The following is a 17,518-nucleotide window of genomic DNA, read 5'->3' on the forward strand; positions in this document are numbered from 1 at the left end:
GCCCATGAGGAGACAAAGCAGAGCTATGGTTATATTCGATTAACCAAATACTTACAAGCTCAGGGTATAAAAATGAGTATGTACGCTGTACGTCAGATAAAAGCGCTGAACCACCTGTATTGTAAGCGACACAAGCGTTTTAAAAGGACTACGAATAGTGACCATAATCGAGCGATCTATGAAAACCTGCTGGAGCAACAATTCTCAATGACTAGACCAAATCAAGCATGGTCAAGTGATATTACGTACATATGGACTGTTGAAGGATGGCTGTATTTAGCAGCGGTAAAAGACCTTTACACGAAGCAAGTGGTTGGCTATAGCTTAAATGAGCGCATGACAACACAGCTTGTTTGTAATGCGCTAAATATGGCTATTCACAATCAAAAACCAACCAAAGAACTGATTGTGCATTCAGACAGAGGAAGTCAATATTGCAGCCAGGAATATCGAAATATACTTGAGCAATATGGTTTTCAAGGTTCAATGAGCAAGCGCGGAGACTGTTACGATAATGCACCGATTGAAAGCTTTTGGGGAATACTGAAAAATGAGTTAGTGCATCATTACAACTATCAAACCAGAGAAGAAGCCAAAGCAGATATTATAAAATACATTGAGTTATTTTATAATCATCGAAGAATTCAAAAGGGTTTGGGTTTTAAGACACCAAATCAAATGGCCGAAGACTTTTATAAGTTGGCTGCCTAGAATCTCCCAAGGGAAAGTCTCCTGATAATTCAGCGTATATCATAGTATGTAAAACTACCCAAAATAATTAATGCAGCTGTGACTTTTAACATAAACTTAAAACTAAGATTTTTTCGTATTATAGTGATTTTTATGTGAAATGCATCACATTTTTATATAAATTTGTTAGATAAGCTACACTTCAAATGTTGTTATACGCGTAAATTTACTTGATATTTCACTTAAATTAATAAGTCTAAAATTTGCTATTCAGTTATTTTTTAAATTGCATATCCATTTCTTTCATCATAGAACTTTTTATTTTTAATTTTTCTAAAAAGTAAACCATTAATTTACAAAATAAAATTTAGATATAATTCATAAAGAAAAAATTTTTTCTATTTTCGGTTTGGAAAAGGGAAAACCTGTTATGCAAAAAATGCATAATTAACTTGATAAATGCATTAGAAGTGAAGCATTTCGAAAACTAATATGAATTATCTCCTCTACTAATTCGAAGTTTAATGATGAACGCTGAAATTACCACCCGTATCGAGAAGGATCTTATTGGTTATAGAGAAATCAATAATAATGATTATTACGGAGTTCAAACATTACGTGCTCTAGAAAACTTTAACTTAACACAAAGCAGAGTTGGAAATTTTCCTCATTTAATTAAAGCATTAGCAATGGTAAAGCTTGCTTGTGCTGAAGCTAACTATAATCTTAAAAGCTTAGATCAAACTAAATTTGAAGCAATTGAATACAGCTGTAATCAACTTATTCGCGGTAATTTTCACGACCAGTTTCCGATTGATATGATGCAAGGTGGTGCTGGTACTTCAACCAATATGAATGCAAATGAAGTATTGGCGAATGTTGCTTTAGAATATATGGGACATTCAAAAGGTCAATATCAATATCTACATCCAAATAATGACATTAACATGTCACAGTCAACAAATGACGTGTACCCTACTGCGATTCGTTTAGGTTTGTTATTAAGCTTAGATGAACTAAATCTTCCTTTTAATAACTTAATTTTAAGTTTCCGCAACAAGTCTCAAGAATTTGCTCATATCTTAAAAATGGGTCGTACCCAGTTGCAAGATGCTGTGCCAATGACATTAGGTCAAGAGTTTGGTGCTTTTGCGGTAACTTTACAAAAAGACCTTGAGCAAATTAATACGCTTATTCCAAATGTTTTGGCTTATATGAACCTTGGCGGAACAGCGATTGGTACAGGAATTACTACTGAATATAGTTACCGTGAACTTGCGATTCAAGCACTTGCAAAAATCTCTGGTAAAAAAATTAAGTCATCTCCTGATCTAATCGAAGCAACTTCGGATATGGGCGATTTTGTTCTTTTATCTGGTTTATTAAAACGTACCGCAACTAAACTTTCAAAAATTGCCAATGACTTGCGTTTACTTTCAAGTGGTCCACGTACTGGTATCAATGAAATTAACTTAGAAGCACGTCAACCAGGTAGTTCGATCATGCCGGGTAAAGTAAACCCAGTCATTCCTGAAGCAATGAACCTTGCTTGCTTCCAGATTATTGCAAATGATTTGGCTGTAACTTTAGCGGCTGAAGCAGGTCAACTCCAGTTAAATGCAATGGAACCTCTTATTGCTTTTAAACTATTTGAATCTATGGATTTGCTTGGTAACGCGATGGCCATGTTCCAAAGTAAATGTATCGATACGATTACGGCGAATCCTGAGCACTGTAAAGCTTTAGTTGAAAACTCAATTGGTATTGTGACTGCACTTAACCCATATTTGGGTTATGAAACTACAACTCGTATTGCTAAAACTGCAAACGAAACTGGACAAAGTGTATTGGCTTTAGTTCAAAATGAAGGTTTATTATCAGCACAAGTGCTTGATGAGATCTTGTCGATTAATAATATGGTTAAACCAAAAATGTCGGCTTAATTCCTGAAATAAAAAAGGAGCTTTTATAAGCTCCTTTTTTATTTGTTCTATACTTTAAAAACTAAAAGTTGTAGAGAACTGAGCTGTACGTGGATTACCTAAGAATAAATAGTCATCCCCCATAAATGCCCCTACATCACGCCAATATTTCTTATTAAATAAGTTATCAATATTGAATCTAAAAGTTGTGTCATGCCCAGCAAAACTTGTTTTATAGGCAGCACCAATATTAAAGACGCTATAGCCACCTACTTTTGCTGTTCCCTCTTTGTTTGCATACTTACTACTACTATATTGCATACCGCTGAGTAATCTTAACCCTTCAACTGAAGGTACTTTATAAGATAACTGTGCAGTTGCGCGGACCTTTGGTACATTTTGAGTTTGATGACCTTTGTAGCTGTCACTCTCAATATCAACAAGGCGAGATTTGGTATAGGTAATGCCAGAGCTTACATCGAGTGTATCAGTTAAGGCACCAGTTAAACCTAATTCAATACCTTGGTTGTGCTGTTCACCTTGCTCAACAAATTCTAATTTTCCTTCAGAATTTGTAGTCGCATATTGATTATCTTGTTTTAAATCAAAAATAGCTGCTGTTAATAAAAAGTTGCGTATTTGTTGCTTAACACCAAGTTCATATTGTTCAGAATTTCTAGGCGATAGAACTTCTAGAGCATTATTAGCAAACCATGGAGCCTCACCACCATCCGATAATCCTTTGGCATATGAAGCATAAAGATTAGTTTTAGCAGTTGGGCTATACATGAGCGCTAATTGCGGTAAAAACTTATTTAAATCTGTGTCTCGACTTTGCTGCCCATCTGGCTGATAGGCTTGCTCATCAAGATGAATAAGTTTTCCACCCAATAACGTTGACCATTGATCATTAAATTGAACTCGGTCAGATATGGTGAAAGCAGTCTGATCACTCTCTAGAGCTTTGTAACGATCACCTGGACTTTCTGATGATGGACTGTAGTCAATCGTATCTTCATAGATATTGCCTGTTCCTACCGCTACATTTAGTGGTGTATGGTGCTTTAAGGTTTTATATGTACGTTGTAATTCGAAAGTTACTTGATGCTGAATATTGCCAGTGTTGAATTGACCATTTAACCCAGCAGCGAACTGGTTAGTAATACGTGTATCATCTGGGCTGCGAAAATCGTAAATATCATAATTACCGTGTTTATCAAAAGTATTGCCTAAACCAGTAACTTCACAAATATCGTTATAACATCCCCATGGGAAAGCACTATTATCATCAATCACAACACGACTTTGTGATGCACTTAAGCTACCATTCCATTGATCGTTAAATGCATATTGATATTTTAAACTCGCATTTACACTGTTATTTACAACCGGTTTACTCCAAGACTGATAACCCAATAAACGGTCTTGATCTACATTTGTTGGTACTTCTTGCCCATCAAGCAGTTGATAACCCGGTACAGAACGTTGACTTTGATGCTGAGCTTCAACATCAAACAGTAACTTAGAGCGATCATTAATTTTCCAGTCTAAAGCAACTGAACCAAACTCACGTTTACCATTTGCATGATCGACATTTGGGTGAATACTTTCATGCGCTAAATTGATTCGATAGCCAAACTTTTCATTAATAAAGCCACCTACATCTGTTGCTAGTGTATAACCACCTTCTGAATTTGCATCGACGGTAATAGTTTTAACATCGGCAGGTCTTTTCGTTACATAGTTGACTACACCACCTGGAGTCGACATGCCACTTTGAATCGCAGAAATACCTTTTAATATTTCAACTTGCTCTTTATTTTCTAAAGCTACATTTTGCTCGCCACGTATGGTATGGCCATTAATGAGATAACTTGTGCCTAAATCGAGTGCAAAGCCACGAGCCATAAAATTAGGATAATAACCAATTGCAGCGTAGCCATCCCCTAACGATGAATCATTTTTAATAACATCAGTCAGTGTTTTTGCATGTTGATCTGCTAGGCGCTCCGAGGTAATGGTCGTAATAGAGGCAGGAACTTTCTTTACATCGCCTGTTTGAAAACCAGATAAATTAACTTTTTTTGGTGTATATAGAGCATCACTATTTTGTGTGGCGTTCACAGTAATGGTTGGGAGCTGCGAAACCTCCGCTTCATTTGCATAAACAACAGATGCTATAAGTGCAATAGATGAAGCCAATGCTGTTTTAGAGCATGTTATGAAGTGAAGATTTAACGTGTGTCTTTCCATTGAATAACGACCTGCTCATAGCGTACATAATATAAGTGTGCTAAAAATCGGAGGTATTCCCTATTTTTGGCCCCGAAAGAATACAGTGACAAATATCCAGAAACAACAGATTATCTAATTTTTAGATCAAGTAAATTTTGTGTAATAAAGCGTCATCATTATATGAATTTCATTTATTTTCTTTGAAATTGGGACTATAACTTTTTAAGTATTACCAAATAATCAAAATGAAACTAAGCTCAGAAATAGGTCTAGACCAAGGAGGAATACAATAAAAAATATGCTGGATAAATTAGATGTTTGATTTTAAATAAAGTTTATAGTGCAGTGATCATTTAATTAAATTAAGGAAATGTTCGATAATCGATAAAAATATCTTTAAATCGAACAAAAGATCATAGAATCACTAGAATGGAAATTTAAAATTATAAAAAATGAATGGAGAGAAATTCTAAGAAAGTACTCAGGATTGAGTGATATTTAAAAATTCATTCTATTTCCTGTTCAGTACATCTGAAAATTTCTATTTTTTTCTGCTAACTGACGGAATATCTATGACATATACTAAGGAAGAAAAGAGCAGCAGAATACGAGGGATTGTAGGCGCAGCTTCAGGTAATTTGGTTGAATGGTTCGACTTTTATATCTATGCAGTATTTGCTGCTTATTTTACTCAAGCTCTAACTGCACCAGACATGGATAGTACGACCAAATCTATTTATGTTTGGGGTGTATTTGCAGCAAGCTTTTTTATGCGTCCTATTGGTAGCTGGATATTTGGGCGCATTGCAGACCGGCACGGTCGAAAAAAATCAATGATTGTCTCTATTTGCCTCATGGCTTTGAGCTCTTTTCTATTTGCAGCCCTACCAACTTATGACCAAGTTGGCCTATTTGCCCCTTTTCTTTTGCTAGTCGTGCGCTTGCTTCAAGGCTTATCGGTGGGTGGTGAATATGGTGCAGTCGCAACATATATGAGTGAATTAGGCTTAAAGGGTCAACGTGGTTTTTATTCCTCTTTCCAATATGTCACCCTCTCTGGTGGTCAATTACTTGCCAGCTTACTTGGCGTAATTTTATTAACGTTTTTGAGTGAGGACCAATTGCTTAATGGCGGTTGGCGTATTCCATTTGTTATTGGTGGTATTGCAGCAATTTTATCTTTGCTCGCACGTAGTCGTTTAGAAGAAACACTTTCTCATCAAGATAGTGAACGCAAAGAGTCTGGTAGCTTAAGAGAGCTCTTTAAAAAGCATTGGAAAACCTTTTTATTGGTGGTCGGATACACTTCTGCTGGTTCATTAACGTTTTATGTAGAAACCGTTTATTCAAAAACCTATTTAACTAATTTAGGTATGGATGGAAAAACCGTTGGTTATATCATGACCTTTGCGCTATTTGTCTATATGTGTGCTCAACCTGTATTTGGTTCCATTTCGGATCGTATTGGGCGACGTTCTTCAATGTTAGCATTTAGCTTATTATCTGCGATTTTTATCTATCCAGTGATGGCAATTGGCATGCCTAATTATATAGATTCGCCGATCATCATTACCTTGCTACTCATTTTTATGATGATGATTTTGAGTTTCTACACATCTATTAGTGGCCTAGTAAAAGCTGAGATGTTCCCACCTCACGTACGCGCACTCGGGGTAGGATTTTCATATGCGGTAGGTAATGCTATTTTTGGTGGTTCTGCACCTTCGGTTGCCTTGCAATTCAAAGCTGCCGGAATCGAAAACACCTTCTTTATTTATGTCATTGTCATGCTGATTATCTGTTTCTTGTGTAGCCTCGCGCTTCCTAAAAAACCAGACTATTTAGAACATGATCATTAATTAAATGAGATGCCTTCTGTCCCAAGCAGAAGGCATTTTTTAGCACTTAGCAAATTCTTTTAAAAAAGCCCACGGAAAAATCCCTTTATCATGCCCATCGCTAAAACAAATTTGGGCACCGTAACCTTGATCAAACATTGCTGTTACTTCAACATTTTGATGCTCTATTTTAATTTGTTTGATCCGCTTCGCTCGGCAAAAGCCACATGGGCAAATTTCCCTTAAATTTTGATGGCTCAGAGTTATGCTCAAACCATCGGTCCAGATAAAGTGAACCTGTTTGGTTATCGTATCCACATGAATATCAGGTCTGGCTTGCATATTTCACCTCATCAATTTGATTTAAACCAATACGAATCGCTTTTCGTACTTCTGGGTCGGAGTCATTTTGATGTTGTTTTAATAGATTCTGAGCTTCTGATGTGCCAATTTCACCGAGTGCTAAAGCGACCTCTTTACGTAAATTACTAATTTCATGATTAAAGTTATCAGACAAATGAGCAACTGCCAGACGCGATTTGAGTAACCCTAAGCTTCGAACTGCGGCAATACGTACTTGCCAATATAAGTCAGATAAAGCATGAATTAAGGGAGTTTCGAGCTGAACGATATGTAATTTTCCAATCGTAAGTGCAGCTTCGACTCTTAATTGCCAACTTTCCGAGGTTAAAGAATGTTGAAGCGCTTGGATAACATCAGCTGTTATGTTCTGACTATAAGCCAAACCACCTGTTGCAATGCGGCGGACTTCATCGTCAGTATCTGTTTCAGCAGTTTTTGCCAATATGGTAATCGCTTGGTCTTGTTGTAACCAACTTAATGCACTGATTGCCTCCCGGCGCACAAGAGCATCTTCATGGTGTACCAAAGCGGATATCTCTTCGAATAATTGTTGTGGTCGTAAAGGTTTTAAAGCACGTAAAATTGCGCTAAGAGCAAAAGAATCCGTGTGCTTTAAATAAGGTGCCAGTATCTGGGCTGATGCCGCATTTTTGACTTCGCTTAAGCTTTGGCTGGCAGCTTGTTTCACATTAACATCTGCATCAAATAAGGCTTGAGCCAATACTTGCAAACTGGTTGGATCTTCCCAACTTTCTAGTTTTTTTGCCGCCTCTTCACGAACTAAAGCTGAAGAATCGTGTTGTAGCGCTGCATGCAACCAAGGAAGCAAATCCGGATTTTCTTCATCACCAATATTCATTAAAGCGACAAAGCGAATTTTTTCATCTGCGTGATGAAGCTGTGCAAGAAATTCCTGATTATATTCATCGAGGTCATCTAAAGCTTGATAATAAAAACTCATTCGTATTCCTTAATTTGTGATTTCTTTCCAAGCCCTAATGGATTTAAACGGCTTAACTCTTCTTGTTGAGTAGCTTCTTTTAAAGTCCGGATGCAATGTTTCTTAATGGCTGTAAATTCAATGCTCGTGACAAGCTCAACATCTCGTGGACGTTCAAACTTAAGCGGAATTTCTTCAATAATTCGCCCTGGCCTATGGCTCATAATCAACACTCGATCCGCTAAAAAAAGTGCTTCATCAATATCGTGGGTAATGAATAAAACCGATGTTTGGATTTCTTGCCAAATTTCGAGCAATAGCATTTGCATTTTTAAACGAGTTTGGGCATCTAATGCACCAAAAGGTTCATCCATTAATAAAATGCGAGGTTGATTAATCAATACTCTCGCAATTTCAACCCGTTGCTGCATGCCACCAGAAAGTTCGGCTGGAAATTTATGTTCAAAACCTTTAAGCCCGACCAGATCAATCATTTTCTGAGCTTGTTCAATACGCTTTTGTTTAGCGATGCCTTTCATTTTCAAACCAAAAGCAATATTTTCAAGCACGCTTTTCCATGGAAATAAAGTGTGTTGCTGAAACACCAAACCTCTATCTGGATGCGGTTCAAGAATAGATTCATTATCAACCGTTAAAGTCCCAGAACTAATCGGTAAGTGCCCTGCCAAAGCACCTAATAATGTTGATTTTCCACAACCAGATGGGCCAAGTAGACAAATAAACTCACCCGGTTGTATTTCGAAATTAACCCGATCTAATGCCTGAAAACGATTTTTAGCTTGCCCTAAATGTAGCGATAGATTTTGAATACGCACATGGCCTTGTGTAATTGACATTTTAAGACTTCCTCAATTGATACCATGGGGTAAATCGGTTTCCAATCACACGCACCAATGTACTGCTAAACATACCTAACGCTCCTATCAGCACCATGCCAACCACAATATTGCTATAGTTTTGCAAGGTGAAAGATTCCCATGTGAAATATCCAATTCCGTGTTGACCCGAAATCATTTCGGCAGTCACTAAACAGAACCAACAAGTACCCATTCCAATAGATAAACCCGTAATAATGTTAGGTAATGCCCCCGGAATAATGACTTCATAAATGATGGCCAGATCAGAAGCACCCAGACTTTTCGCTGATGCAACGAGCCTTGGGTCAACCGCACCAACGCCATGTACGGTGTTTAATAAAATTGGAAATAAAGCCCCAATAAAGGTAATAAAAATCATGGAAGCTTCTGAGGATGGAAAAATCAGAATTGCTAAAGGAATCCATGCAACTGCTGGAATTGGACGTAATACTTCTAATGGCGGCATCAGAAATATAGCCAGTTTTTGATAACGTCCTGCTAACAAACCAATACCTACACCAATTAAAGCCGCTAGCACAAAACCAACCACTACGCGAAAAACACTAGATTCAACATGTTCAAATGCAGTGCTGAGTTGAAAGAAAGCCCATAGCGCATGAATGACATCTAAAGGTGTCGGGACATTGCTAAAGTTCACAATACCTAAATTTATTTTAAACTGAGCAAGTCCTTGCCAAATGACTATCCAAAAAGCTATAGATGTAAAAGCAATGGCATAGCTTTTTAAATGTGTTGGGCATAACCTCAATTGCTGAAAAAATTTAATCAAAAATGTACTTTGGTTTTTAGGTTTTGTTTGGACTAAACTACTCATTCGTCACCTCCTGCTCATTAGGTAAGACAACACATCAGCTCTGTATTACAAGCTGAATAGCTTTAAAGTCATATACTTTTCCGCCCTGTTGTTTAGCCCATTTTTCAGCATCATCTTTTAATAAAAAGGCCTGAATTTGTCCTGCTTTATCTGTGGCATACCATGCCAGATTGGCAAGTAACTTAATGTCGGACTGATGATCTTGGCTATAAACCACACGCACCGTTTTTCCAGCTGCTTGAACTTTCTTTAAATCAGAAAAAGCATGCTCAGGTGTTTCATAGCTACGCACTTTTTCTTCACTCTTTACCCAAATTTGAGTTACCCGATCAAATGTTTTGATGGGTTGGCCCATTAAAGCGTCATTGGCAACCAAAGGTGATTTTGCATAGTCGGCCAGTTGCTGGCTATAATTAAGTCCGGATGCTTGAAATGCGTCCTTAATGTATTGATCATCAATAAATTTATTTACATCAAGCGTACCATCGTTTTTGCCTAAAACTTTTAAGGTGTCTATCGCAATTTGAGTCGCTTTTCGATATTCAGGTTTCCACGTTAAGTCACGAGTTTGTAGACCTAGTGGACCATGAAATAAATAGACAACTTCGGCAGGAATACCCGTTTTTTCGGCAATAAGCTCACTATATTTTTCGGGTTGTTCTCGAATCAGGCGATTTGCTTCAATGGTTGCCTGTAAATAAGCCTTTATAACTTCTGGATGCTGCTGTGCATAATCCTTGCTGGCAAGCGAACCATGAAATGTAGGTGATTTTGCTTGTGAACCATCATAGATTTTTTTAGCAAAGCCTTGGTAAGCAAATAACTCTCCAAATGGTACGAAGTCAGCATGCGCAGCAATCTTATGACTTTTTAATGCAGGCCCCGCCACTTCTGGCGCCTGAGCAATCACTTTAATATCTTTATCAAGTTGCCAACCTTCAGCTTGAATTGCTCGCAATAATAGTCCGTGAGCAGTTGAGGCAAAAGGTACAGAAATAGTCTGCCCCTTTAGCTCTTTAAGTGAAGTTACTTTTGAGTCAATTGGAACAACAATCGCATTACCACTGCCATTAATGCTGCCTGATAACGGTGCTAAAAATATGCTTTCTTTTCCAGCTTTTTTAAATGCCGCTAAATTATTAACAGCAGGAAAGTCAGCCATTGCTCCCAAATCTAGTCGGCCAGCCACCATCTCACTGGTAAGTGGTGCACCAGAGGTAAAGTTTTTCCATTGAATGTCATATTTAACATTCTTGTATTCACCATCTTTGGGTAAATATTTTGATAATAAATTCAATTCACGAATGAGCAACCCACCTGTTGCACAGTTAATAGTGGTGTCTTGCGTACCAATCGCTACACGAACAGTTTCTGTTTTACTGCCGCACCCCACAGTGCCAAGTACAATGGCACCAATTAAGCTACTGAGTAATAGTTTTTTATTGATCAATTTATTTTGTCTCATATTGAGTATTCCAAATTAATTATTTGAGTAGGTATGGGATATTTACTTTGACTGCATCTGTTGGGCAGTCCTTTTCACATGGCATGCAGTACCAACATTCATCAAACTGCATGAAAGCTTTTTGAGTTGTGGGATCGATTGCTAATAAGTCCATTGGACAAACATCTACACAGACTGTGCATCCTTTATCAGCAATACATTTATCTTCATCGATAATGACGGGTGCGACAGTACGGTGCTGAACTTCTTTAAAAATAAAAGCCATGATTTGAATTCCTGATTTATTTAGTCTGCAAGAGCAACATCTTTTTGAATACGTAAACGGTCATACGACACAGCCTCATCTTGATTAATCGGAACCACATAAGGCTCGATTGTTTTTTTGAAACTGACCATGTTGCCCTGTTCATCTTTTTTTAAATGCGCGTGACAGAACCAATCTAAGTTATTTTTTTGAGGGAAATCTGCTCTATAGTGGTACAGTCCCCAGCGACTTTCTTCCCTAAACAATGAAGCTCTAGCTGCCATTTCCGCACAGTCTCGAATAAAAGAAACTTCAGCGGCACGCATCAACTCATGAGGGTTTCTTGCAGAGATTCGCTTAATATCCTGTTTGATTTCTTCAAAACGCTTGAGCCCAATTTCCATTTTTTGGCGAGTTTTAGGTGGTTGCAAATAGTCATTTACAAAACGGCGCAGCTTATATTCCACTTGCTCTGGAGATAAACCTTCTGAGCAATTCAGTGGCGCAAATATTCGAGCTTTTTCTGCTTCTATTTCACCTTGGTTTAATTCGCTATCTTTAATTGCATTCACATATTGCGCGGCATTTACACCCGCAAACCATCCGTAGGTAAATGCACCAAGCATATAGTTATGAGGTACAGCCGCCATATCGCCAGCGCTATATAATCCCTTAACCGAAGTCTCGGCTTTTTCATTGACCCATACACCAGAAGCACTATGTCCGCTACAGAAACCAATTTCTGAAATATGCATTTCCACCATATCTTGACGGTAATTGGTTCCTCGGCCTTCATGGAAACGACCACGGCTTGGACGCTCATTGGTATGTAGAATCTCTTCAATAGTTTGAATGGTTTCTTCAGCCAGATGATCTACTTTTAAATAAACAGGACCATTACCACTTTCCAGTTCTTGGTAAAACTCCCACATCATTTGACCACTCCAGTAGTCACATTCAATGAAACGTTCACCTTTACTGTTGGCGGTATAACCTCCTAAAGGACCTGTGACATAGGCACAAGCTGGGCCGTTATAGTCTTTAATCAGTGGATTAATCTGGAAGCATTCTAAGTTGGCAAGTTCAGCACCTGCATGGTATGCCATTGCATAGCCGTCACCTGCATTGGTTGGGTTTTCATAAGTGCCCATCAAGTAGCCTGAAGCTGGCAAACCTAAACGCCCTGCAGCACCACAACATAAAATGGCAGCTTTCGTTTTAATGACATAAAAGTCACCACTACGACAGTCAAAACCAAGTACACCATTGATTGCACCTTGCTCATTTTTTAAAAGCTTTGTGGTGACAATCCGATTATTAATTTTGACTTGGGCTCGCTTTAACTGACGATATAAAACTTTTTTAACGTCATGACCTTCGGGCATTGGTAAAACATATGCACCCATGTGATGTACTTTTTTTACTGCAAATTCACCGGTCTCATCTTTTTCAAACTTAATGCCCCATTGATCGAGCTGTTGAATGGTTTTGAAACTATGCTTCGCATATGCATATACAGTGGTTTGGTTAACTACCCCATCGTTGGCAATGGTAATTTCTTTGGTGTATTGCTCAGGTGTTGCGTAGCCCGGAATGACAGCATTATTCAGCCCATCCATTCCCATTGAAATCGCCCCACTACGTTTTACATTCGCTTTTTCAATGAGCAAGACTTTTAAATTCGGGTTTTCTTGTTTGGCTTTAATCGCAGCCATTGGCCCTGCAGTTCCACCACCAATCACCACAATATCGAACTCAAGATATTTAGTTTCCATTGTAAAATCCTTATTTTTATCTGAGTTATTAACGATGAATACGTAAACGGTACTGGAAGGTATCGCCCGAGAAATAGAGATATTCATAGTCAATCGGTTGACCATTTGCGTCATGAGTTAAACGTTCAACCCGTAATACTGGAGTTCCGATTTCGACTTGCAATAAAGCCGCCAATTCTTCATCCGCCACCGTGGCATCAATACTTAAATCCGCATGTCCCAAAGGGATGTCACACTCTTGTTCTAATGCCTTGAAAATATCGGTTGTACGTAAATCAATCGCTTTTTCTTTCAGCTTTAAACCAATATGTTCTGGCAAATAAGTCAACTCATAAGACACTGGCTGACGGTTGAGTAAACGAACACGTTGAATTTCATACACATTGGCTTTAACAGGTAACTTTAATTTGGGTACAACATGCATCGGGATCTGCTTAAGCTCGGCCGAGATGACACGGTTTAAAATTTCGTGACCAGCAGATGACATTGCTTCCGCAAAACCCTGCAAACTTGAAATGTTCTGGAATGTTTTTGGCTTACTTACAAAGGTCCCTTTACCTGGCACCTTAAAAATATAGCCTTCCAACTGTAATTGGTTGAGTGCTTGGCGAACTGTGATTCGGCTTACACCGAACTGTTCAGCAAACTCATTTTCAGATGGAATTTGGCTCAGCACTGCATATTCCCCATTTACAATTTTGTTTAGGATGAGCTCCCTTAACTGATCGTAAAGAGGTTTATGATTTTTGGGGTCTTGGGGTAGCTGGCTCACAATGCACAACCTGTTATAACAACTTGAGCAAATAATGTTTAAAATGTTTCAGCTTTGGAAATAATTTAAAGCGATAACTTTAGTTGAAAAAATAATTTCAATTCATATCAATGAATTAATGAATAGTTATCTATAAAAGTTGAATCGTTATCATAAAAAATACATTTGTGTTTGTTATGCTATAAAACATACTCCGTTATGCCATAAACGTAAAAATTACTATTATTTTTTAGGGGATAATATGCAACAAAAACAACAAAGTAACCCTGATGATTCAGTGGAGCAAGTCACCTTCTGGCAAGCCTTTTTATTTTGGCTCAAGCTTGGTTTTATTAGTTTTGGGGGGCCAGCTGGACAAATCGCTGTGATGCATCAGGAACTCGTTGAACGAAAGCGCTGGATATCTGAAAAAAGATTTTTGCATGCCCTGAACTACTGCATGTTGTTACCCGGCCCTGAAGCACAGCAATTAGCAACCTACATTGGTTGGCTTATGCATAGAACTGCTGGAGGATTGGTTGCAGGTATTCTATTTGTATTACCCTCCTTATTTATTTTAATCGGACTGTCTTGGGTTTACATAAAATTTGGAGATGTTCCCGTTATTGCAGGCATTTTCTACGGAATCAAGCCTGCCGTTACCGCAATCGTCTTTCATGCAACGTACCGTATAGGTAGCCGTTCGCTTAAAAATAAATTTTTATGGTTCGTCGCGATTGCTGCGTTTCTTGCCATTTTTGTCTTAAAGCTACCTTTCCCGGTTATTGTTTTATCAGCTGGTATTGCTGGCTATTTAGCGAGTAAAAAGTACCCAGAACTATTTTCCTCAACGGTTGGACATAAAGCCAGTCAAAAAGATTATGGACCGGCATTTATTGATGATAATACTCCAACACCAGCACATGCCAAATTTCATTGGTTAGGCTTATTAAAACTTATTTTAATTGCTATCGGGTTATGGTTATTGCCTATTTTAGTTTTAGGTTCATATTTTGGATGGCATCATTCTTATACTCAAATGGCGTGGTTTTTTACTAAAGCCGCATTGCTGACTTTTGGGGGTGCATACGCGGTTTTACCTTATGTCTATCAAGGGGCTGTAAATCATTTCGGTTGGCTTTCACCTACCCAAATGATTGATGGATTGGCACTTGGGGAAACTACACCCGGCCCACTGATTATGGTGGTTGCCTTTGTTGGTTTTTTAGGAGGTGTCAATCATTCATTACTTGGGTCTGAGCATCTATTTTTTGCTGGAGCATTAGGTGCTGTCATTGTGACTTGGTTTACTTTTCTCTTTTCATTTGTATTTATTTTTGCCGGTGCACCCATTATTGAATCTACACATAATGAAATTAAGTTTACGGCGCCACTCACGGCAATTACCGCGGCTGTGGTCGGCGTCATTTTAAATTTAGCATTATTTTTTAGTTATCACGTGTTATGGCCACACGGTTTTTCTGGTCACTTTGATGTTATCGCAGCCTTAATTACCATTGCTGCATTTATTGCCTTATTCCGTTTTAACATTAACGTGTTATATGTCATTTTTGCATCAGCACTGATTGGTTTAGGTGTTTATCTTATATAAATATTAGTCATGAGTCCCTTAACGTAACTGTGAAGGACTCATGCCATAAAACTGTTTAAAGCGATGGCTTAAATGGCTCGCTGAACTAAAACCACATACAAGAGCAATATCTTGTAAAGAAAGCTGAGATGACTGAATGAGCCCTTTTGCCTTAGTTAAGCGTCTTTGCATGACATATTGATGAGGCGCCATATTCATGGATTGCTTAAACATATGAGCAAAATGGTATTCGCTTAAATTCACAACATTTGCTAAATCAGACAAAGTGAGTGCTTGGTCTAAATGCCCTTCAATCCAGTCTTGAATATATTTAAGTTTATGAGGTGCCAATCCACCTTTAATGACAGGTTGCTGCCACTTAACATTGCTATATCTTCGAATTAAATGATTTAGCAATAAACTGGCAGTTGTACTCATTTGTAAATGGTTTGATGAATCATTCCAATCACAATCTAACAAGAAAAACTGATATAGCGCACGAATCTTTTCGTCGTCATTAAAGACAACTTCGTTTAGTTCAATTTGATTGGGCTCTTTGTCCCATATTTTTTCAGCAACATCACGCAAATGTTGGTCGGTATAATACAAATGAACGAATTTAAGCCCACCTCGTATATCCCAAGTCGACTCCTGATGTTCAGGCAACAAGCAAAAACGACCCGGCCCACCGCCATTTTTCCAGCCGGCAGGGGTTTTTTGATAGCTTTCATAGCCATCTTGAATATAAAGACTTAAAGTATGGTGATCGCTACAGACACTTACACGATCTTGCTCATTAGACCAAAATGCAAGTTGCATATTTTCATCAAGCACCACAGTTTCGTGAAGCTTGGCTTTAGATTGCTGTAGCTGTTCTAAAGTTTGATAGGCCATGCAAAATTAAAACGAATATCATTGAGCTTAAGTTAACCATATTCAGCAAAATTCAGCTAGTTCAGTTATATAAAAAGCGCAAGATCTTGCATGTATAACACAAGAATATATACGTGAAAAATTAAGCATTCCTAGATACTTAAGTTTGGTAATCGAGGATGAAGTTATGAATATTTTACTCTATGTTGCGGTGGTGTTGATTTGGGGAACAACATGGATTGGAATTGCCGTTCAAAGCCATTATGCAACACCCGTTGTCGCGATTTTATGGCGTTTTGCCATTTCAGCCTTATTACTTTGGGTTGTTTTACTATTTTCAGGAAAATTACAGCGAATTGCTTTAAAAGACCATTTGTTTTGTATGCTGCAAGGCCTTTGTGTTTTCGGCCTAAACTTTATTTGTTTTTATACCGCCGTTAAATATGTAAATAGCGGTTTAGAGTCCGTTATTTTTTCGATGGCTGTTTTCTTTAATGCCATTAATGCGCTTATCTTTTTTAAGCAAAAACCTTCCCCAAACTTTGCTCCAGCTGCACTTTTAGGACTTGGTGGTATTGTTTTACTGTTTTGGCATGACCTGATTAATAGCCAGTTTAATGCGCAGTTATTAATGGGTATTGGACTATGTGCAATAGGCACTTACGGTTTTTCTTTAGGAAATATGATTAGTGTTAGACACCAAAAACGTGGCCTAAATATTTTTTCAACAAATTGCTATGCTATGACTTATGGTGCATTGGTGATGTTAAGTCTAGCTTTATTTACAGGCCAAAATCTAATGCCTCCAATGAATTTCCCATTTTTAAGTTCGGTACTTTACTTGGCTGTATTTGGTACGGTTATTGGGTTCTCGGCTTATTTTTCTTTGGTTGGGCGAATTGGTGCAGCCAAAGCAGCTTATAGCACATTACTTTTCCCTTTAGTCGCTCTAACAGTTTCTACCTTCTTTGAAGGATATGAGTGGACCTTAAATGCATTATTTGGAATTTTACTAATCTTACTCGGCAATTACTTAATGTTCAGTAAGTTTGAAATTGGAAAGAAGTTATTTAGCAGTCAAAAAAGTTGTGAGAAGCAGGCCTAAAAGCCTGCTTTTT

General features: G+C 38.0%; 14 protein-coding genes and 1 pseudogene. 5 read left to right on the top strand and 10 right to left on the bottom strand.

Annotation, left to right across the window (positions count from 1 at the left end):
• Both ACINWC141_RS17050 and ACINWC141_RS17055 read left to right on the top strand, forming a co-directional pair.
• A pseudogene (locus ACINWC141_RS17050) lies at positions 1-711 on the top strand (IS3-like element ISAba22 family transposase); the annotation flags it as partial.
• A gap of 503 nt (positions 712-1,214) precedes the next feature.
• Positions 1,215-2,633, top strand: coding sequence for an aspartate ammonia-lyase (locus ACINWC141_RS17055; RefSeq protein WP_009393346.1), 1,419 nt, complete (start codon positions 1,215-1,217; stop codon positions 2,631-2,633).
• Between the two features lie 54 nt (positions 2,634-2,687).
• Here ACINWC141_RS17055 and ACINWC141_RS17060 read toward each other — a convergent pair whose 3' ends face one another.
• A complete protein-coding gene (locus ACINWC141_RS17060) occupies positions 2,688-4,865 on the bottom strand; it encodes a TonB-dependent siderophore receptor (RefSeq protein WP_034679026.1) in 2,178 nt (725 codons plus the stop codon).
• 554 nt (positions 4,866-5,419) lie between these two features.
• Between ACINWC141_RS17060 and ACINWC141_RS17065 the strand changes: the two genes are divergently transcribed.
• Positions 5,420-6,706 (top strand): MFS transporter, encoded by a 1,287-nt coding sequence (locus ACINWC141_RS17065; RefSeq protein WP_009393348.1) that lies wholly within the window; start codon positions 5,420-5,422, stop codon positions 6,704-6,706.
• A gap of 39 nt (positions 6,707-6,745) precedes the next feature.
• Here ACINWC141_RS17065 and ACINWC141_RS17070 read toward each other — a convergent pair whose 3' ends face one another.
• From ACINWC141_RS17070 to ACINWC141_RS17105, 8 genes are read right to left on the bottom strand one after another with little or no spacing between them, the layout of a single operon-like run.
• Positions 6,746-7,027 carry a DUF971 domain-containing protein gene (locus ACINWC141_RS17070; RefSeq protein ID WP_009393395.1) on the bottom strand — a complete coding sequence of 94 codons (282 nt, stop codon included), beginning with the start codon at positions 7,025-7,027 and terminating at the stop codon, positions 6,746-6,748.
• Complete coding sequence (locus ACINWC141_RS17075; RefSeq protein ID WP_009393407.1) at positions 7,011-8,009, bottom strand: HEAT repeat domain-containing protein; 999 nt, start codon at positions 8,007-8,009, stop codon at positions 7,011-7,013. The genes ACINWC141_RS17070 and ACINWC141_RS17075 overlap by 17 nt, the downstream gene beginning before the upstream one ends.
• A complete protein-coding gene (locus ACINWC141_RS17080) occupies positions 8,006-8,845 on the bottom strand; it encodes an ABC transporter ATP-binding protein (RefSeq protein ID WP_009393344.1) in 840 nt (279 codons plus the stop codon). Before ACINWC141_RS17080 ends, ACINWC141_RS17075 begins: the two co-directional genes overlap by 4 nt.
• 1 nt (position 8,846) lies before the next feature.
• Positions 8,847-9,701, bottom strand: coding sequence for an ABC transporter permease (locus ACINWC141_RS17085; RefSeq protein WP_009393411.1), 855 nt, complete (start codon positions 9,699-9,701; stop codon positions 8,847-8,849).
• A 34-nt stretch (positions 9,702-9,735) separates the two neighbouring features.
• On the bottom strand, positions 9,736-11,166 hold the full coding sequence (locus ACINWC141_RS17090; RefSeq protein WP_009393404.1) for an ABC transporter substrate-binding protein: 1,431 nt from the start codon (positions 11,164-11,166) through the stop codon (positions 9,736-9,738).
• A 19-nt stretch (positions 11,167-11,185) separates the two neighbouring features.
• Complete coding sequence (locus tag ACINWC141_RS17095) at positions 11,186-11,431, bottom strand: 4Fe-4S dicluster domain-containing protein (RefSeq protein WP_000864073.1); 246 nt, start codon at positions 11,429-11,431, stop codon at positions 11,186-11,188.
• A gap of 20 nt (positions 11,432-11,451) precedes the next feature.
• The gene (locus ACINWC141_RS17100; protein WP_009393394.1) at positions 11,452-13,185 is read right to left on the bottom strand and encodes a fumarate reductase/succinate dehydrogenase flavoprotein subunit; all 1,734 of its coding nucleotides are present in this window, start codon (positions 13,183-13,185) and stop codon (positions 11,452-11,454) included.
• Between the two features lie 28 nt (positions 13,186-13,213).
• Complete coding sequence (locus ACINWC141_RS17105) at positions 13,214-13,957, bottom strand: GntR family transcriptional regulator (RefSeq protein ID WP_000080816.1); 744 nt, start codon at positions 13,955-13,957, stop codon at positions 13,214-13,216.
• A gap of 241 nt (positions 13,958-14,198) precedes the next feature.
• Between ACINWC141_RS17105 and chrA the strand changes: the two genes are divergently transcribed.
• Positions 14,199-15,548: a chromate efflux transporter gene (chrA, locus tag ACINWC141_RS17110; RefSeq protein ID WP_009393378.1), complete on the top strand. Its 1,350-nt coding sequence runs from the start codon at positions 14,199-14,201 to the stop codon at positions 15,546-15,548.
• 18 nt (positions 15,549-15,566) lie between these two features.
• Here chrA and ACINWC141_RS17115 read toward each other — a convergent pair whose 3' ends face one another.
• Positions 15,567-16,421: a helix-turn-helix domain-containing protein gene (locus ACINWC141_RS17115; RefSeq protein ID WP_005305027.1), complete on the bottom strand. Its 855-nt coding sequence runs from the start codon at positions 16,419-16,421 to the stop codon at positions 15,567-15,569.
• A gap of 166 nt (positions 16,422-16,587) precedes the next feature.
• On the opposite strand from ACINWC141_RS17115, the gene ACINWC141_RS17120 reads away from it, so the two are divergent.
• Positions 16,588-17,505, top strand: coding sequence for a DMT family transporter (locus ACINWC141_RS17120; protein WP_009393377.1), 918 nt, complete (start codon positions 16,588-16,590; stop codon positions 17,503-17,505).
• The last annotated feature ends 13 nt before the right edge of the window (positions 17,506-17,518 follow it).

The organism is Acinetobacter sp. WC-141, assembly GCF_000313935.1.
GTDB lineage: Bacteria > Pseudomonadota > Gammaproteobacteria > Pseudomonadales > Moraxellaceae > Acinetobacter.